The sequence below is a fragment of the Flagellimonas alginilytica genome (genome assembly GCF_042134605.1).
GTDB lineage: Bacteria > Bacteroidota > Bacteroidia > Flavobacteriales > Flavobacteriaceae > Flagellimonas > Flagellimonas alginolytica.
Window position 1 is genome coordinate 1,851,165 of sequence record NZ_CP169638.1, and the last position, 16,989, is coordinate 1,868,153.

Consider the following 16,989-nt stretch of genomic DNA (forward strand, 5'->3'; position numbering starts at 1 on the left):
ACCTTATGGCAATCAAAAGTTTTCAAGGCATACGGAGCAAGGAGGAGAACAAGAAAAAGTACAATGCCCCAATTTTGGTGGAAGATTACATGACCAATAAATTGATCACATTTTCCCCTGAGCAGTCCATTTTGGAAGTAATGGAGACGTTTGCCAAACATCATATTTCCGGTGGACCAGTGGTAGATAATAATGGGTTTTTGGTAGGAATCATATCCGAGGCGGATTGTATGAAACAGATATCGGAGAGTAGATATTTTAACCAACCCATTTTGGATAAAAGTGTTGAGCGGTTTATGACCAAAAATGTGGAGACCATACCCCACGACATGTCCATTTTCGATGCAGCGGGCGTATTTGATCGTCACAATAGGCGCAGATTGCCCGTTATGAAAAACGATATTCTCGTTGGGCAGATAAGCCGAAAGGATATTGTGATCGCAGCACTTAAATTAACGTCTCACAGTTGGAAATGATCACTCCCTTTTTACGATCATAAAATAGTCGTTGTCCAGCGGCAAATACCCTAGATCATACACAAAAAAATAGGTACTGCCCTTTTTTGTGGTATATAGGTTTGTAATGTATTCAAAATCAAAACCTTTATCCAACAAACGCATTTTTGTGGTCTTTGTTTTCCCATCCCGGAGGGTAAAGCCATTCAGTATCCGGTAGTTTTTGCGTAATTTGTTGTTTATGTTGCGTACTAGGTTTTTACTGTCTCGGTTAAGTCGGTTGTTATAGGCGTTCCTACAATGGTCGGAACAGTACTTTTGATCTATGCGACCGAGTAGTTTTTCACCGCAGACCAAACAATTTCTTTCGGACATCTGATAAGATTTAGGTTACCACAATATCATACTTTTTTAATAAACCGATCAATCCCTCTTGGCTAAACCTGGTTTTCCTTAGTTGGTTGATGGTTGGATCTATATTAAAACCAAAGGCAGTACTCAAATCGGCTCCGCTTAGATTCGTATTCTCGAAAATAGCATTGTCAAAATCACAATTTGGAAATTTGGCCATAGTTAATTGGGTGTCTGTAAAATCGGTTTGATACAGCCTGCAGTCCATAAATTGGATTTGGGGGAGGTTCATCCCAATAAATGATGCCACGGATAAATTACAGTCCAAAAAACGCAAAGTCAATAAAAGTTGATTACAGGTCTCAAATTGAACCCCCACCATTTTACAGCTTTTAAAGGTTGCACCATTAAAAATGGTATTGGCAATATTGGTATTGGTAAGGTCGCACCCATCAAAAGTGCAGTCCACAAAATTTTGGTTGTCCAAAAAACCTTTGGAGAACAGGCAGTCCACAAAACTACATTCTTCATAATCGCCTTTGGGCAATTTTGTTTGGGTAAAATCCTGTTTTACGAACTCCTGTTCCAGCCAAAAGTTATCCGCCATTACTCCTTGGTCAAGATTATGGCGGGCACATCCAATGCTTTGAACATTTGGTTATATGTTCCCATACCATCCACTACAATGGAGTTTTTTTCATCTTCGTAAGTCTTCCATTGGGCCAAAAGATCACGTAACCTTTCTTTGGCACCTTGGGTTACCTTTGGTTCGGCCACATCTACAAAGCCTTTCAAATGCATAAATTCGGCATTGAGTTGATTTTTAAAATTGATTACATCTTGGAAAGTTTTTTGGTTGGGCTGGATCAGCTTTTCTTCCCAATTGGTTATTCTCTCCAATAATTCATCACCGTTTTCCAACAATGCTTTGGCGTTTTCGTGGTCTTTAAGCAATTTTTTATAATGTTTTAACTGACTTTTGGCCTCGCGCATTTGGTTTACGGCATGGTGCATACTTGCCACTGTTTCATCAATTTTATTGAGTACCGATTGCTGTTCTGCGTAATCCATGGGAGTGCCACTAACTTTTGGATCGGCAAGAACCGTTGCTTCTGTTTCTACGGAACGTCCCTCGGATGTTAAACGTAAAGTGTAAGTGCCAGGGGACACACGAGCTCCTTTATAATTGCCATAAACAAAAACTTTGTCCACGGCAGGTACAGCTTCTTTGCTAAAATCCCATGTAAAACGGTTGTACCCTTTGGCCGACGGCAATACATCGGGTTTTGGAGGTCCACCGGGCCAGCTTTTAAAACTTTTATCGGGTTGATTGGTCACTGTTTTAATCACTTTTCCTCCAGACAATACTTCAAGTTTGAGCTCTATCGTGTCCAGCTTTTTGGGTAGATAATAATCGAAAGTGACGCCGGACTTTGGGTTTTGGCCCAACCCTGGAACAGTGGAATTGGTGCTTCCATTAAAGATGCGATAGGAAGGTTTTGGGGGCACAATTTGAAGCTCGGAAGTTGGTTCGATGCTATGTTGGATCGCTCCTAGATCATCCAGAATCCAAAAAGAACGACCGGCTGTTGCCGCTACAAGATCATTATCGTGGATCACCAAATCATTGATGGGTACCACAGGAAGGTTTAATTGCAGCGGTTGCCAGTTGGAACCATCATCTAGTGAAACAAAAAGACCTGTTTCGGTACCGGCATACAGTAACCCTTTTTGCTTTTTGTCCTCACGCACTACACGGGTAAAGTTGTGCTCGCCATTTATTCCGTTGGTTATTTTGGTCCACGTTTGCCCGTAATCGGAGGTTTTAAAAATATAGGAGTTCAAGTCCATGAACTTATAGCGCATCAATGTAATATATGCTGTTCCTGGCTCATGCGGGGATACTTCGATGCTGTTTATAATACCTTCTTTACTATTGGGAGGGGTAATATTTTCCCAGCTTTCACCTCCATTTTTGGTAATATGGACCAGTCCATCGTCCGAACCAGCATATAAAACTCCTTTTTCGTGAGGGGATTCCACCAAGTACATAATGGTATTGTAGTTTTCCCCACCAGCTGCTTCGTTGGTGTATGGGCCACCTCCCGGACCTTGCTGGTCGGGATTGTTCCGGGTAAGATCGGGGCTCACTACTTCCCAGCTATTGCCCCCGTCCTGTGTTCTAAACACCACGTTCCCGGCATGATAAATGGTGTTTCTGTCGTGGGGGGAACTGATTATGGGTGCGTTCCAGTTGTAACGGAACTTAAAATCTTTGGGAACTTTGCTCAGTCCCAGTTCTGGGTATTCTTTTATGGGCTTGGATTCTCTTGAAGCCTTTACCCATTTTTCGATGATACCTTGGTAGCAGCCACCATATACCACCTCCGGATTATCGGGGTCAAAGGCCAAATAAGCGCTTTCGCAACCTGCCACGGAATACCAATCTTTCCAATCAATTCCATAGCCATGTGTTCTGCTTGCAATGGAAATGGCAGAATTGTCCTGCTGCCCACCATACACGTTGTACGGTACCAGATTATCGGTAATTACGCGATAAAACTGCGCCGTAGCTTGGTTTTGCTGTGTGCTCCAGCTTTTACCTCCGTTGTTGGACACATTAGCGCCTCCATCGTTGGAATTGACCATGATCTGGTTGTTCTCGGGATGGATCCAAAGATCATGGTTGTCACCGTGCGGTGTGGATACCGTGGTAAAGGTTTTTCCGCCATCGATGGATTTGGTAACGGGAGCATTGAGAACATATACGATGTTTTCGTCTTGCGTATCGGCAAAAATTTCCATGTAGTACCAAGATCGTGCTATATTGATACGGTCCTTATTGGTCTGCCGCCATGTTTTGCCAGCATCGGTACTTTTATATACTCCACCTTTTTCACCTTCGGCTTCGATTACGGCATATACAACCTCGGCATTTGCCCTAGAAACCGAAATTCCGGATTTCCCAAACTCTTTTGGAAGTCCTTTTTCCATTTTTTTCCATGTAGTCCCACCATCTGTGGATTTATAAAGACCCGAAGAGGCACCGCCAGATTCCATTGTCCAGGGATATCTGCGATGTTGCCACATGGATGCATAAAGAATCAAAGGGTTGTTCATGTCCATACTCAAGGAGGAAGCACCTGTATTTGAGTCTACAAAGAGTACTTTTTCCCAGGTATTGCCACCGTTGGTCGAACGGTAAATGCCTCTGTCCTCGGATGGGCCATATTGTGCGCCTTGGGCAGCGACAAAGATGATATTTGGATCTGTAGGATGGATTATAACATCCGAAATGTGGCGTGTGTAATCCAAACCTATATGTTCCCATGTTTTACCGGCATCGGTAGATCTGTAGACTCCATCTCCCATGGATGTCATAACCCCCCGAGCGGCGTGTTCGCCCATTCCTGCGATAACCAAATTAGGGTTGCTTTCTGCAACGGCAATATCGCCAACGGTTCCGGTTTTTAGAAATCCATCGGAGATGTTCTTCCAGGTAAGACCATCATCGGTGGTCTTCCAAATGCCACCCCCAGTGGTACCCATATAGTAGGTGTAGGGTTGCCCTACTACACCGGTGGATGTAACGCTTCGGCCGCCACGGAACGGACCAATGTTTCGCCATTTTAAACCGGGAAAAAGGGAGTCGTTGACTTCTGTGGAGGGTTGGTTGGATTTTTTGTTTCTTCGTTGTGCATCAACAGGGTGCAAGGCCAAAAGTATGGCACATAATAGTAAAGGTCTTATTTTCACGAGAGTGTTGGAATTAGTTAGTCCGTTAAAGATACTAATTCAACGTATTCCAATGAAACTAAATTACTTCACTTTCTTGTAAGCGAACAGGATTTCTTCTGTATTGTTGTTTTCTTCAATAAGTACATGGACATTCATATGGTCGTCATCAATTTTTTCCATGGTGAGCCCTTCAAAATACACCTTGTTTGGTTCTAGTTTTACTAGTTTAAAATCAATGGTTTTATCTTTTTCTTCCCAACCTTTCATATTGCCGTCAAAATGCTTGAGTTGGAGAATTATGGAATCGTCCGATTGTTGGATATGACCTGATTCGTAGAATGAAACTTTGCCATTGTTCACTAGTCGAAATACAAACATCATAGAATTGCCCATTGGTGCACTCCAAATTTCTTCGGCCGTTCCTCCGAAAGCTTCGCCAATCCAGTGGCCCTTGATCCATGAAACATCCTCCAGATTGGCTTTTGGTGATGATTGGCCTTTGTTCAATTGCATTGTATGTTGGGCGGAAACAAGTCCCGCCCACAACAAGAAAATAAGTGTAATATGTTTCATAATGGTTTTTTGGTCGGTGTTACATTACCATCGTTAATTGGATAAAGCAAATTTTACGTTTACAGTGGTCTCTACATTGATTTTCTCAAAATCGATGTCCAAGGGCTGTGCCTGACCCATATCAGCAGAAACCGCTTTCATTTCCATCATGGGGGCTTGGTTGTACCTAGGATAGTAATTTGAATTGTCTGCAATATGGATGGCCATGCCTACTTTTTGGCCCAGAGGTCGGGTCAGGGCATCGGCTTTTTGTTTCGCTCTCTTTACTGCTCGGGATTTTAGTTCCAGCTCTAATTCGTCCATCATGGAATATTCGGTTTTTTCGATATGGGTATTGGCAATATCCAATTGTTCCAAAGCCATCATAACATCGCCGAGTTCTTTTCCCGAATAGACCAAAAGCGAATATTGTTTGCTTTTTAGGACTTCCTTTTGGCGCAAAAAGTATTTTTTAAAATTGCTGCCCATGTCTTTTATCACAAGCTGTTCCGTGAGGTCGATGCCCATGGCTTTAAAGCGTTGTGCCATTTGGTTTTCTTGTTCCTCTACAGAAACACGGCCTTTGGTATCCTTTTCTTGGATAATGATATTGAGGTATATTCTATCCGGGGTCACTAAAGTGTCCACTTTGGCCTGTGTTTCCAGATAGGGGGTGTCCAAAAAGTTTTTGGATTGGGCAAAAGTTACCGATGAGAACAGCGCTGCGGCCATTAAAAAGATCGTTTTTTTCATGATTAATTTTTATTAAAGGTATATACTTCACCTTTACATTCAAAACATGTGCCGTAGTCTAATTTGAAAGTTTTGATTCACATGAATGTATGGGTTAACTGAATTAACTTGAGTACATTGTAGGCATGAAAATTATTTTGGCACCAGATAAATATAAAGGCTCCCTAACTGGATGGGAATTTTGTGAAATAGTTGCCCGGGGCATCAAAAAAGTTTTTCCCAATGCAGAAACAGTGTATCGGCCCCTTGCCGATGGTGGGGACGGTACCATCGATGTGGTTGTAGATTACCTAAAGGCATCTAAAGAGAAAATTGTTGTTACAGACCCGCTTTTTAGGAAGATTACCGCCTTTTACCTGCTTTCCGAGGATAGGCAAACGGCTTTTATTGAAATGTCCGAAGCTTCTGGATATAAATTATTGCAAAAATCCGAGATGAACTGTATGGATACCACAACCTTGGGAACAGGTGAAATGGTGGTGGATGCACTTGAAAAAGGAGCCAGAAACATTGTATTGGGCATTGGAGGAAGTGCAACCAACGATGGAGGTATGGGTATGGCCCAAGCCCTTGGTTACGTTTTTGTGGATGCGAATGGAAATCAGCTAAAGCCTATTGGGCGAAATCTGGGCAAGGTAAGGGAAATACGAACAAACAATCTACATCCAAAACTCATGGATACAAAGATTCAAGTGGCCTGCGATGTGACCAATCCATTTTATGGAGAGCTGGGTGCTGCTATAATCTATGGGGCTCAAAAAGGAGCTACAGAAGAAGAGATTACCTTTTTGGACGAGGGTTTAAGGCATTTTGCGAATATTTTGCGATCAACTTTTAAGATTGATGTCCAAGAGATCCATGGCGCCGGTGCAGCCGGTGGAGCAGGAGGTGGAGCGGTAACGTTTTTGAATGCGGAATTGGCCTCTGGCGTAGATTTGGTGATGCAACTTGCCAATTTTGATAAAGTGCTGCAGGGTGCCGATTGGGTAATTACCGGGGAAGGAAAGCTGGATTCCCAAACCTTTTCCGGCAAAACCATTAACGGAGTGGTAAAATCGGCGAAAAAACAGAATGTACTCGTTGCCGCACTCTGTGGTTCGGTAGAAGTGACCATTGGACAAATACAAGAAATGGGCCTGGATTATGCAGTGTCGATTCTTAATGAAGTGGGCAATTTGGACGATGCCAAGGCAAATGCCGAGGAGAACTTGGAATTGGCGAGCTATAATTTCGCAAATATGCTGAAACTGGGCAAAAGCTAATTTATAGGTCTAATCCCCATCTTAAATTCCAAAGAAGTTTTTACGGTTTTCCATTCGCTGTTCAAAATGGAAAAAACAACGGTGTCCCTTAGGTTTCCGGAACCATCTATTCTATGGTTTCTTAAAATACCATCTTGTTTTGCACCTAGTCGAAGAATGGCATTTCTGGATGGATGGTTGTGAAAGTGCGTCCGAAATTCTACGGCAATGCAGCCTAAGTTTTCAAAAGCATATTTTAACAATAGGTATTTGGCCTCGGTATTGATACCTGTGCGCTGCACTTTTTTGGCATACCAAGTTGAACCGATCTCCAATCGTTTGTTTTTTGCATCCAAATTCATGTAACGTGTGCTGCCTACAATGGTGTTGTTCTTTTTATTGATTATGGCAAATGGCAATGCGGTTCCATTTTCCTGTTCGTTCAGGGCAACATCCAAATAGGCATCTATGGTCTTGGGGGAGGGGACCGAGGTGTACCATAGTTCCCAAAGCTTTCCATCCGATGCGGCGAAGGCCAAATCTACTTTATGGGATTTTTGCAAGGGTACCAGTTTTACCCATTCGCCTTCCAGTTGTGTGGGGCGTAACCAAGTTTCCATAGGTTGAATTTTAGGTCAAATATAGGCTTTATATGGGCATATAAAATTGAAAAAGCCGGAGATTATCTCCGGCCGTTCATCAATCAAAAAACGAAATTAAAACCTATTTCGATTCAAATTCCTCGATAATAAAGAAGTTTTTACTCTTCTTATCTACGAGATAATTGCTTTCCAGAACATTGTAGTGCATGGATTTGTCGTCTACATTGATATCAAATCCTTTGTCCGTCTGTACTACTTCAAAATCATTGTTTTCGGTACCCTTGTATTTTAATACCATATAATCATCGTAGTTGTTATCGGAATCACTATCAATGGCCACTAGTTTGGTAACATAGGCGGCTGATGTTTTTCTATCTTGGTTTACCATGCCCTTGTCCTTATGGTCCAGTTCTATTCCGTATTTTCTGCGCTCCATTACCTTAACACTGTACTGTAGCTCCTTGCCATTTTCAGAAACGGTAAAGGTTTTTAATTGTGTGGTCGCTTTCATAACGCCGGAAGTCTTGTTTTGCCCATATCCCGCAAATGCGGTCAAGGTGGCAATAGATAGTATGGTGAATAGCTTTTTCATGGAATTATTTTTTAAGGTTAATACTTTGTTTTTTCGAGAGTGCGGACTGGTTTCTACTTTAGGAAAGAAGTGAACATCCAGTGTCTCTTTTCCAATTCGGTCATAAATCCGGTAATCATGTTTTCGGTTACCACATCGCCGGTTTCCAGGGAGGCATTTACCGCATCTAGCATGCTATCGTGCAATATTTCATAGTCGTGGAGCACTTCCCTTACCATTTCCAACGCGGAAATTTCTTTTTCTTGCTCTTTGATCTTGGAAAGCTCCAGTGTTTTCTTAAAGGTAAAATTGCTTTTAACCCCGAATACCCGGATTCTTTCTGCAACGACATCGATATTTTCCTTTACCGTATTGTACTCGTTCTCGAATTCTTCATGAAGTTCAAAAAAGTCGGGCCCTTCAATGTTCCAATGAAAATTTCTCAGTTTATTGTAAAAGACCTGATAATTGGCCAATAAGGTGTTTAAACTGACCACGATTTCAGCAGTTTCCAAATATGTGAATCCTAATTTTTTGAATGTTTTATTTTTTGCTTTAACAGCTTCCATATACTAGATTTTTTATTTGTTTACTGTAAAAGTACAAGAGAGTGCCCGGGAGGATTGATTGTAACGATTTAATTCTTGATCCAATTGGTTTTTGGGCCGATATCGATAGGGTTTTAGGCCTTTTCCCACTGTGTTTTGAAGATTTTAGCAGTAATTATTTATACTGAAAGTTTTGTGCAAGTAGTATAAAATCACACTTATATGAAAATTTAGCAACCGTTAGGACCTATTTTGGTTTGGATGGTTGGCGCTCATCGGGAACAATGAAACCCTGTAGTAGAGAACTGTACAATTTCGGGGATATGTCCGTAAGATATTCTTTGGTTTCACTGAATATTTTTTGAGGATTTTCGTGTTCGGTATCCTTTTCCTGAATATATAGGATTTCATTGATGTCTAATAACGTTTTACTAATACTGAACCGCTTAATGACCTTGTATCTATTAATATTTCTGATGTGCATGAAGTCGAATGAATAAATCTATTTGTTATGACACAAATTAGGGATGAGGGGTCACTTACAAACAGGTTTAATCATTTACATACGTTTACAAACGAAAACAAATAATTACATTCCGAATACAGTTTTTTAGTGGATATAAGTTTGCCTTATCGAATCAGCAGGATTCAAAAATTGAATTTTAAACTTAAATCTTACTATTATGAATTCACTAAGAAACAAAGTACAATTGATCGGCAACCTGGGGAACGACCCAGAGATCATTGTTCTGGAAAATGGGACAAAATTGGCCAAGTTTTCCATCGCGACCAACGAAACATACAAAAACAACAAAGGTGAAAAAGTAACGGATACCCAATGGCACAATATCGTGGCCTGGGGCAAATTGGCCGAAATATCAGAAGATTTTCTAAGCAAGGGCAAAGAGGTTATTATCGAGGGCAAGCTCGTAAACCGTTCGTACGAAACCAATGAAGGTGAGAAGCGGTACATAACGGAAATCAAATGCAACGAATTGTTGATGTTGGGCAAGTAAGTTTATTTGCTTCAAGGCGACAAAAAGAGGAGAATAACGATTTTTTTGGCTTTTACATTAGGGTAAATGTAAATTAAGTTGTTATAAAGGCAAACGCCAGAACTTTAGATAATGAACACAGTATTTAGAAGAACTCAGACAGATGAGATTAAAAGTTCACATCACGGTATTTTTAGCGTTAGGGCTGGCGGCCATTGCTTCGGCACAAGAGAATGACCTTTCCTTTTACGAAAACCAAGCCAAAAAAGACGCCTATAAAGAACAAACGGCCATTTTTTTAAATGTAGATGACGAAAAAGATTTTTGGCAAGATCAAGTCCGATACGAAAAGGAACTAAAAACCAAAAATCGTCTGGCTTATCAAGTATACATGACAAGCAAGCAGGAGGCATACTCCCAGCATGCCCATTCTTGCAACAATCAGTGTACGCATAGCGATTACTTCTACGAAAAGGCAAGTATATATTTTACATACAAGGACAACGAAAATATATCCAAAGGGGCTGTGGGTTCAATTGTCCAAGTAGCTTCTCCAAGAATTTTTTGATTGCATATTTTTAGTTGGTTAATAAATGCGCCCCAATTGTTGGGGCGTTTTTTTATGGATATCGTATTAACCAAGCCCCGAACATACCAAGGGTTCTAAGTTCTAATTAGGCAAGGGGTTATTTTTTTTGAAGATTTTAAAATCTTGAGAAGACAAACCTATCTAAGCAACTTTTTTCAGAAGATCAAAACAAGGGCATTTTTTACAGCGCTTGCTCTCACTCTTTTTATATTTTTTACAACACTTGGATTTTACTTTACCCGTTGGCGGTAATTCTCTGAGCTGCGCTTTTTTGAATTTCTTTTTGTCCTTTTTCTTTCCCATAGATAGAAACAAAATACGCGGACAAAAGTAATTATTTTAAATAAATCTAAATAAAATTTAACAATATTTCGTTTGCAACAATCTAAAAGTTAACGGAAACACCGAGAGTATTGGGTCCAAAAGAAAGATTCCAACTTACGTCTTTGGGTCTTTTGTTGTTATATTTTTCATTGTATTTGGAGTCGAGGTAACGATCAATGGACTCTACGATAAAAATACTTAGCACAGTACTAAATGCCACATCCGAAAACCAATGGAAATCATCCAACACACGGACTAGTCCAGGAATCATCCCAACAGTATAAAGGCCTCCTTTTACCCAAGGACTTTTAAATTGCTTTGCAATGGCATAAGCGTTGCTAAATGCAAGCATGGCGTGTCCGGAAGGGAAAGAATCATAATCGTACACCCGGTCCAAATGAAAAGGATCATAGGTTCCCGATCCAGCACCACTTTTAGGTCGTGCCCTACCAATGATCCGCTTACTTACCTGTTGAAGAAAGCCCCCAGCAGTGGCCGAAGAAATTAAAAGAACCCCGGTTCGGCGAAGTTTTTCATTTTTGGTAAATAAGCCGGCAAGATATACGCCGCCCGTTAGCATATAATTGTTTTCGGGAGCACCATATTTGTTTCCATAGTCCATAATAAGGTCGGGAACATCCTGGTCAAAACCATTTTTCCAACGGTTAAGTTCATCATCAACTGTAAATAGTAGTAATGTACCGCCAGTTAAATAACCAAAATTGGTCCAGTCGTTACCTTTCCAATGGAATGGACGGGAGTAGGCATATCCAACACCACCAAACATATTGCCAACGTCGTAAGTGAAGTTGTTCCAAAGGTTTTTTTCTTTTTTAGGTTGTAGATCTTGTCCCGAAATCGTGGTCGTGAAAAGAACTAGAAAAAGGAGTTGTAGAGGTTTCATGATGATGGTTTATACTAGGTTGTCGCAAAAATAATTATAAAATATCTTGAGCAAGCCGAAAAGTGTTGGCATGCGCTTCGACAATGGTCTTAATATCTGGTGAATATCCGCCGCCCATACTGCATTGTACGGGAATGTTTTCATCGGAACATAATTGAAGTACAAATCGGTCACGCTCCTTGCAACCTTCCAAGGTCATCGACAATGTGCCCAATTTATCCGAATCGAGTACGTCCACGCCACAGAGATAGAATATAAAATCCGGTTGCACTTGCTGCAATAATTCCGGCAATGTTTTTTTAAGCAGGGAAAGGTATTCTTGATCGGTGGTGCCTTTTGGAAGAGGTATGTCCAAGTCGGATATTTCCTTTTTAAAGGGGTAATTGCCCTTTCCGTGCATGGAAAAAGTAAAAACAGAATGGTCTGTCCTGAATATTTCGGCGGTTCCATTGCCTTGGTGCACATCCAGATCAACGATCAGTATCTTATTTGCGAGATCGTTCTTTAACAAATAACGGGCCCCAATGGCTTGGTCGTTCAACATACAAAATGCTTCCCCTCTATCGGAATATGCATGGTGGGTTCCACCTGCGATATTCATGGCGATACCATTTTCAAGTGCAAATTCACAACCTTTAATTGTGCCATCGGCAATAATACGTTCTCGTAGGACAAGCTCATCATTGAGAGGAAAACCGATTTTTCGAACGGCACTTTTGGAAAGCATTAACCCTTTAAGATCATTGTAGTAGGTTTTATCGTGCACCGATAAAATATGCCGGTCTTCCGGTAGCGCGGGCTCAAAAAAGTTCTCCTCGGTACAAGTGCCCTCATATAACAGTTGTTGAGGTAAGAGCTCATACTTGATCATTGGGAATCGATGCTTCTCGGGCAGTGGATGTTTGTATATGGGATGATAGGCTATTTTTAGCATTTAAACATCCTTTTTGTGCAATGCCAGTTGAATTCGTTTTCTGGGAACATCCACATCCAAGACCTTGACCACAACTTGTTGATGAAGGCTCACATGCTCGTTAACATCTTTTACAAAAGTGTCGGCAAGATTGGAGATGTGGATCAAGCCACTTTCTTTAATGCCGATGTCCACAAAACAGCCAAAGTTGGTAATGTTGTTTACGATACCCGGTAATAATTGACCTTCACGTAAATCGTTGATTTCCCTAATGTTTTGATTAAATGTGAACACTTTTGCTTTTTCGCGTAAATCTAAACCAGGCTTTTCCAATTCCTTCACAATGTCTTCCAAAGTGGGCATTCCGATTGTATCTGTACAATATGCTTTAAGGTCGATTTCCTTTAGAGCAGAGGTGTTTCCCACAATTTCTTTAAGGGAGATTCCCCGGTCTTTGGCCATTTTCGAGATCAAACTGTAACGTTCGGGGTGAACGGCAGAATCATCCAAAGGATTATCACCATTTTTGATACGCAAAAAACCTGCGCTCTGTTCAAAGGCCTTACCGCCCAAACGAGCTACCTTTTTAATGTCCTCCCTATTCTTAAAAGCACCGTTTTCGTTTCTGTGGGCCACTATGTTTTCGGCCAATTTGGGCCCTATTCCCGATACATAGCTCAATAATGGAATACTGGCCGTATTAATGTTTACTCCTACGGAGTTTACACAACTTTCCACAACAGTGTCCAAAGAAGTTTTTAATTGTGCTTGGTCCACATCGTGTTGGTATTGCCCCACCCCAATAGATTTAGCGTCTATTTTTACCAATTCTGCCAAAGGATCGGCCAATCGTCTACCAATCGAAACAGCTCCCCTTACCGTAACATCGTAGTTTGGGAATTCATCTCGTGCAATTTTGGATGCGGAATAAATGGAAGCACCTGCTTCACTTACCACAAAAACTTCGATGGGCCTTTTAAAAGCAATCCGTTTTACCAATTGTTCCGTTTCGCGCGATGCTGTTCCGTTACCAATGGCAATGGCCTCTATTTTATGGGCATCCACCAAAGAGCTTATTTTTTTGATGGCTCCAGAACTATCGCGTTGAGGAGGGTGCGGATAAATGGTTTCGTTATGTTTTAAATCGCCCTGTTCGTCCAAACAGACTATTTTACAGCCAGTCCTAAAACCAGGGTCAATGGCCAAAATGCGTTTTTCGCCAAGTGGAGCACCGAGCAATAACTGTTTCAGGTTTTTTGAGAAAACTTGTATCGCGGAAGCGTCGGCTTTTTCCTTGGCAATTTTTAAAAGTTCGTTGGACAGTGAAGGAAACAAAAGTCTTTTATAGGCATCAGCAATGGCTATCTCGATATGTTCTGTGCAGCTGTTTTTGGTTTTGATCAATCTACGTTCCATATTTTGAAGCGCACGTTCATCATCAATTTCAACTTTCACACGGATAAAACCTTCTTTTTCGGCGCGCATAATGGCCAAAAAACGGTGAGATGGACATCGGTTCAAAGGTTCGCTCCAATCAAAATAATCTCGGAATTTTTGTGCCTGCTCATCATCCTTTTTTGTCTTTACCACTTTTGTGGTAATCAGGGCGTGGCGTTCCAATTGACCTCGGAGCTGATTTCTTATGTCGGTACGTTCATTGATCCACTCAGAAATAATGTGTCTGGCACCTTCCAGGGCCTCGTCCTCATTGATTATCTCTTTATTTAGGTATTTGGAAGCGATGAATTCGATGTCATCACTGCGCTGCGCCATTATAATTTTGGCCAAGGGCTCCAGTCCATGTTTACGGGCAGTCTCCGCTTTGGTCTTCTTGCTTTTTTTAAAAGGTAAATACAAATCTTCCAGACTGGTAAGGTCCTCGCAGTTTAAAAACTTTGATTTTAGTTCTGGAGTAAGTGCGCCTTGCTCATCAACAGCTTTTAGAATAGCTGTTTTTCTTTTTTCCAATGCCTCGAACTGGTTCTTGAATTCCACTATGGAACCTATTTGGACTTCATCCAGATTGCCGGTAAGTTCCTTTCTGTAACGAGAGATAAATGGAACGGTACAATCTTGGTTCAAAAGGGCCACTGTGTTTTCCACACTCTTTTCCGGCAATTGGGTATGGCGGACAATATAGGGTACAAGCTGCATCATGTTTGTTTAGTATTTGTAACTTCGAGCGCAGTCGAGAAGTTTTACTATCCAAAATTTTTTAAGAGGATCTCAATTGTGCTCTAAAGCACAGTTTCTCGGTAATGGATTAACTTATAACTTCACCATTTAAAACTCCATCGGCATCAGGATTTACAAAAACCAGTTTCCCCTCTTTGTTCTCCGTCATCAAGATCATTCCCTGACTTTCTACACCGCGTAATTTTCTAGGAGCCAAGTTTACCAATACAGTTACTTTTTTGCCCACAATATCCTCTGGCTTAAAACTTTTTGCAATACCCGAAACAATGGTTCGCGTATCCAGACCAGTATCTACCTTTAAAACCAAAAGTTTATCGGCTTTTGGCATTTTTTCGGCTTCGATAATGGTTCCGACGCGCATGTCGAGTTTGGAAAAATCATCGTAAGTAATGGTGTCTTTTTGTGGTACTATTTTGTTGTCCATGGTAGCTGCGCTATTGGTGGTCGAAGCATTTTCTTTTTTAGTGTCTTCCAATTTTTGTAGTTGATGTTCAATTTCAGCGTCCTCGATCTTACGGAAAAGCAATTCACTTTTATTGATGATGTGTCCGGCAGGGAGCAGGGTATCTTCAGAAGACACACTTTCCCAAGAAGTCTCGACCTTGCCAGACTGGACATTAAGTATGCCTTTCAGTTTTTTAGAAGTGAAGGGCAAAAATGGTTCGCTCAAAATAGCCAAACCTGCAGCAATTTGTAAGGCAACGTACATTATTGTCTTGACCCGTTCCTCGTCGGTTTTGATCAACTTCCATGGTTCTGCATCGGCCAAATATTTATTGCCTAAACGTGCCAGGTTCATCAATTCCTGACTGCCCTCACGGAAACGATATCGCTCCAGTGAGTTGGAAAGTATATCCGGATAGCTTTTTAAGGAACTCAAGGTTTCTTTATCAGTGCTTGTAAGTTCTCCGGGCGCTGGTATGGTGCCGTCGTAATATTTATGTGTCAAAACAGCCACACGGTTCACGAAGTTGCCAAAAATGGCCACCAATTCGTTGTTGTTGCGTGCCTGAAAATCTTTCCAGGTAAAATCATTGTCCTTGGTTTCCGGGGCATTTGCGGTTAAGGCGTAACGAAGTACGTCTTGCATATCTGGAAATTCTTCCAAATATTCGTGCAACCAGACCGCCCAATTTTTAGAGGTGGACAGTTTGTTCCCCTCCAAGTTCAGGAATTCGTTTGCGGGCACATTTTCCGGTAGTATATAATCACCGTTGGCTTGTAACATGCTCGGGAAAATAATGCAATGGAACACAATATTGTCCTTGCCTATAAAGTGGACCAATTTGGTGCTTTGATCTTTCCAATAGGGTTCCCAATCCTTGCCTTCGCGTTCTGCCCACTCTTTGGTGGAGGAAATATATCCGATCGGGGCATCGAACCAGACATAAAGTACTTTGCCTTCGCCGCCATCCACTGGCACGGGTATTCCCCAGTCCAGATCACGGGTTACGGCCCTAGGTTTTAGGCCCTCGTCTATCCAAGATTTACATTGCCCATAAACATTGGGTTTCCAGTCGGACTTATGACCTTCTAAGATCCACTTTTTTAAGAACCCTTCGTAGCGGTCCAAGGGCAAAAACCAATGTTTTGTCTTTTTTAAGGTCGGTACCGTTCCCGTTATCGTCGATTTTGGGTCGATCAAATCCGTTGCGTTGAGAGATGACCCACAATTTTCGCACTGATCGCCATAAGCTTCGTGGTGCCCGCATCTTGGGCAGGTTCCGATTACAAATCTGTCTGCCAAAAACTGGTTGGCCTCATCATCGTACAATTGTTCGGTTTCTTCTTCTATAAAATCACCTTGCTCGTACATTTTTTTGAAAAATTCCGAAGCAGTTTCATGGTGCACTTGCGTCGATGTCCTGGAATAGTTGTCAAAAGAAATACCAAAATCGGCAAAGGATTTTTTAATGATGCCGTGGTACTTGTCTATTATTTCTTTGGGGGTAACACCTTCCTTTTTGGCTTTCATGGAAATTGCCACGCCGTGCTCGTCGCTCCCGCAAACAAAGGCAACGTCGTTGCCCTTTAATCTTAAATAACGGGAATAAATATCTGCAGGGACATAAACTCCGGCCAAATGTCCAATATGAATGGGACCGTTGGTGTACGGAAGCGCTGCGGTAATGGTATATCTGGAAGGTGATGTATTCTGAGCCATGTAAAATTCTAATTAGGCCCCAAAAATACTGATTTTAACGGGATACACATAAAAAACGAAACCCTCGAAAGTGCGGCCCTATTTGGGGTGAGG

The 16,989-nt window shown here is 41.5% G+C and carries 17 protein-coding genes; 4 read left to right on the top strand and 13 right to left on the bottom strand.

Features of this window, described 5'->3' with window-relative positions; genetic code table 11:
• The first annotated feature begins 5 nt into the window (after nucleotides 1-5).
• Nucleotides 6-476, top strand: a complete 471-nt coding sequence (locus ABTP35_RS08205; protein WP_224835729.1) for a CBS domain-containing protein — start codon at nucleotides 6-8, stop codon at nucleotides 474-476.
• On the opposite strand, the gene ABTP35_RS08210 is transcribed toward ABTP35_RS08205, so the two are convergent.
• From ABTP35_RS08210 to ABTP35_RS08230, 5 genes are all read right to left on the bottom strand, one after another.
• Complete coding sequence (locus ABTP35_RS08210; protein ID WP_224835728.1) at nucleotides 477-830, bottom strand: hypothetical protein; 354 nt, start codon at nucleotides 828-830, stop codon at nucleotides 477-479. It abuts the gene before it with no gap.
• A 10-nt stretch (nucleotides 831-840) separates the two neighbouring features.
• A complete protein-coding gene (locus ABTP35_RS08215; RefSeq protein ID WP_293297406.1) occupies nucleotides 841-1,413 on the bottom strand; it encodes a pentapeptide repeat-containing protein in 573 nt (190 codons plus the stop codon).
• Nucleotides 1,413-4,562, bottom strand: coding sequence for a glycosyl hydrolase (locus ABTP35_RS08220; RefSeq protein WP_293297403.1), 3,150 nt, complete (start codon nucleotides 4,560-4,562; stop codon nucleotides 1,413-1,415). Before ABTP35_RS08220 ends, ABTP35_RS08215 begins: the two co-directional genes overlap by 1 nt.
• 63 nt (nucleotides 4,563-4,625) lie before the next feature.
• Entirely contained in the window at nucleotides 4,626-5,117 is a 492-nt protein-coding gene (locus ABTP35_RS08225; protein WP_252078782.1) for a DUF6265 family protein, read from the bottom strand.
• 33 nt (nucleotides 5,118-5,150) lie between these two features.
• Nucleotides 5,151-5,849 (bottom strand): SIMPL domain-containing protein, encoded by a 699-nt coding sequence (locus ABTP35_RS08230; protein ID WP_293297400.1) that lies wholly within the window; start codon nucleotides 5,847-5,849, stop codon nucleotides 5,151-5,153.
• A 125-nt stretch (nucleotides 5,850-5,974) separates the two neighbouring features.
• Here ABTP35_RS08230 and ABTP35_RS08235 point away from each other — a divergent pair, with 125 nt between their 5' ends.
• Entirely contained in the window at nucleotides 5,975-7,111 is a 1,137-nt protein-coding gene (locus ABTP35_RS08235; RefSeq protein WP_293297398.1) for a glycerate kinase, read from the top strand.
• On the opposite strand, the gene ABTP35_RS08240 is transcribed toward ABTP35_RS08235, so the two are convergent.
• From ABTP35_RS08240 to ABTP35_RS08255, 4 genes are all read right to left on the bottom strand, one after another.
• Nucleotides 7,108-7,710, bottom strand: a complete 603-nt coding sequence (locus tag ABTP35_RS08240; protein WP_224835722.1) for a GNAT family N-acetyltransferase — start codon at nucleotides 7,708-7,710, stop codon at nucleotides 7,108-7,110. The genes ABTP35_RS08235 and ABTP35_RS08240 overlap by 4 nt on opposite strands.
• Before the next feature lie 103 nt (nucleotides 7,711-7,813).
• Nucleotides 7,814-8,284, bottom strand: coding sequence for a hypothetical protein (locus tag ABTP35_RS08245; protein WP_293297393.1), 471 nt, complete (start codon nucleotides 8,282-8,284; stop codon nucleotides 7,814-7,816).
• 53 nt (nucleotides 8,285-8,337) lie between these two features.
• Nucleotides 8,338-8,832: a Dps family protein gene (locus ABTP35_RS08250; RefSeq protein WP_224835720.1), complete on the bottom strand. Its 495-nt coding sequence runs from the start codon at nucleotides 8,830-8,832 to the stop codon at nucleotides 8,338-8,340.
• A 226-nt stretch (nucleotides 8,833-9,058) separates the two neighbouring features.
• The gene (locus tag ABTP35_RS08255; protein WP_293297389.1) at nucleotides 9,059-9,295 is read right to left on the bottom strand and encodes a hypothetical protein; all 237 of its coding nucleotides are present in this window, start codon (nucleotides 9,293-9,295) and stop codon (nucleotides 9,059-9,061) included.
• A 199-nt stretch (nucleotides 9,296-9,494) separates the two neighbouring features.
• On the opposite strand from ABTP35_RS08255, the gene ABTP35_RS08260 reads away from it, so the two are divergent.
• Nucleotides 9,495-9,827 carry a single-stranded DNA-binding protein gene (locus tag ABTP35_RS08260; RefSeq protein WP_224835718.1) on the top strand — a complete coding sequence of 111 codons (333 nt, stop codon included), beginning with the start codon at nucleotides 9,495-9,497 and terminating at the stop codon, nucleotides 9,825-9,827.
• A gap of 142 nt (nucleotides 9,828-9,969) precedes the next feature.
• A complete protein-coding gene (locus tag ABTP35_RS08265; protein WP_293297386.1) occupies nucleotides 9,970-10,374 on the top strand; it encodes a hypothetical protein in 405 nt (134 codons plus the stop codon).
• Nucleotides 10,375-10,780: 406 nt separating this feature from the next.
• Here ABTP35_RS08265 and ABTP35_RS08270 read toward each other — a convergent pair whose 3' ends face one another.
• From ABTP35_RS08270 to metG, 4 genes are all read right to left on the bottom strand, one after another.
• A complete protein-coding gene (locus tag ABTP35_RS08270) occupies nucleotides 10,781-11,623 on the bottom strand; it encodes a phosphatase PAP2 family protein (protein WP_293297383.1) in 843 nt (280 codons plus the stop codon).
• Nucleotides 11,624-11,657: 34 nt separating this feature from the next.
• Nucleotides 11,658-12,557 (bottom strand): histone deacetylase, encoded by a 900-nt coding sequence (locus ABTP35_RS08275; protein WP_293297380.1) that lies wholly within the window; start codon nucleotides 12,555-12,557, stop codon nucleotides 11,658-11,660.
• Nucleotides 12,558-14,690, bottom strand: a complete 2,133-nt coding sequence (locus ABTP35_RS08280) for a Tex family protein (protein WP_224835713.1) — start codon at nucleotides 14,688-14,690, stop codon at nucleotides 12,558-12,560. It abuts the gene before it with no gap.
• 109 nt (nucleotides 14,691-14,799) lie between these two features.
• Nucleotides 14,800-16,896, bottom strand: a complete 2,097-nt coding sequence (metG, locus tag ABTP35_RS08285; RefSeq protein WP_293297378.1) for a methionine--tRNA ligase — start codon at nucleotides 16,894-16,896, stop codon at nucleotides 14,800-14,802.
• Nucleotides 16,897-16,989: the final 93 nt, after the last annotated feature.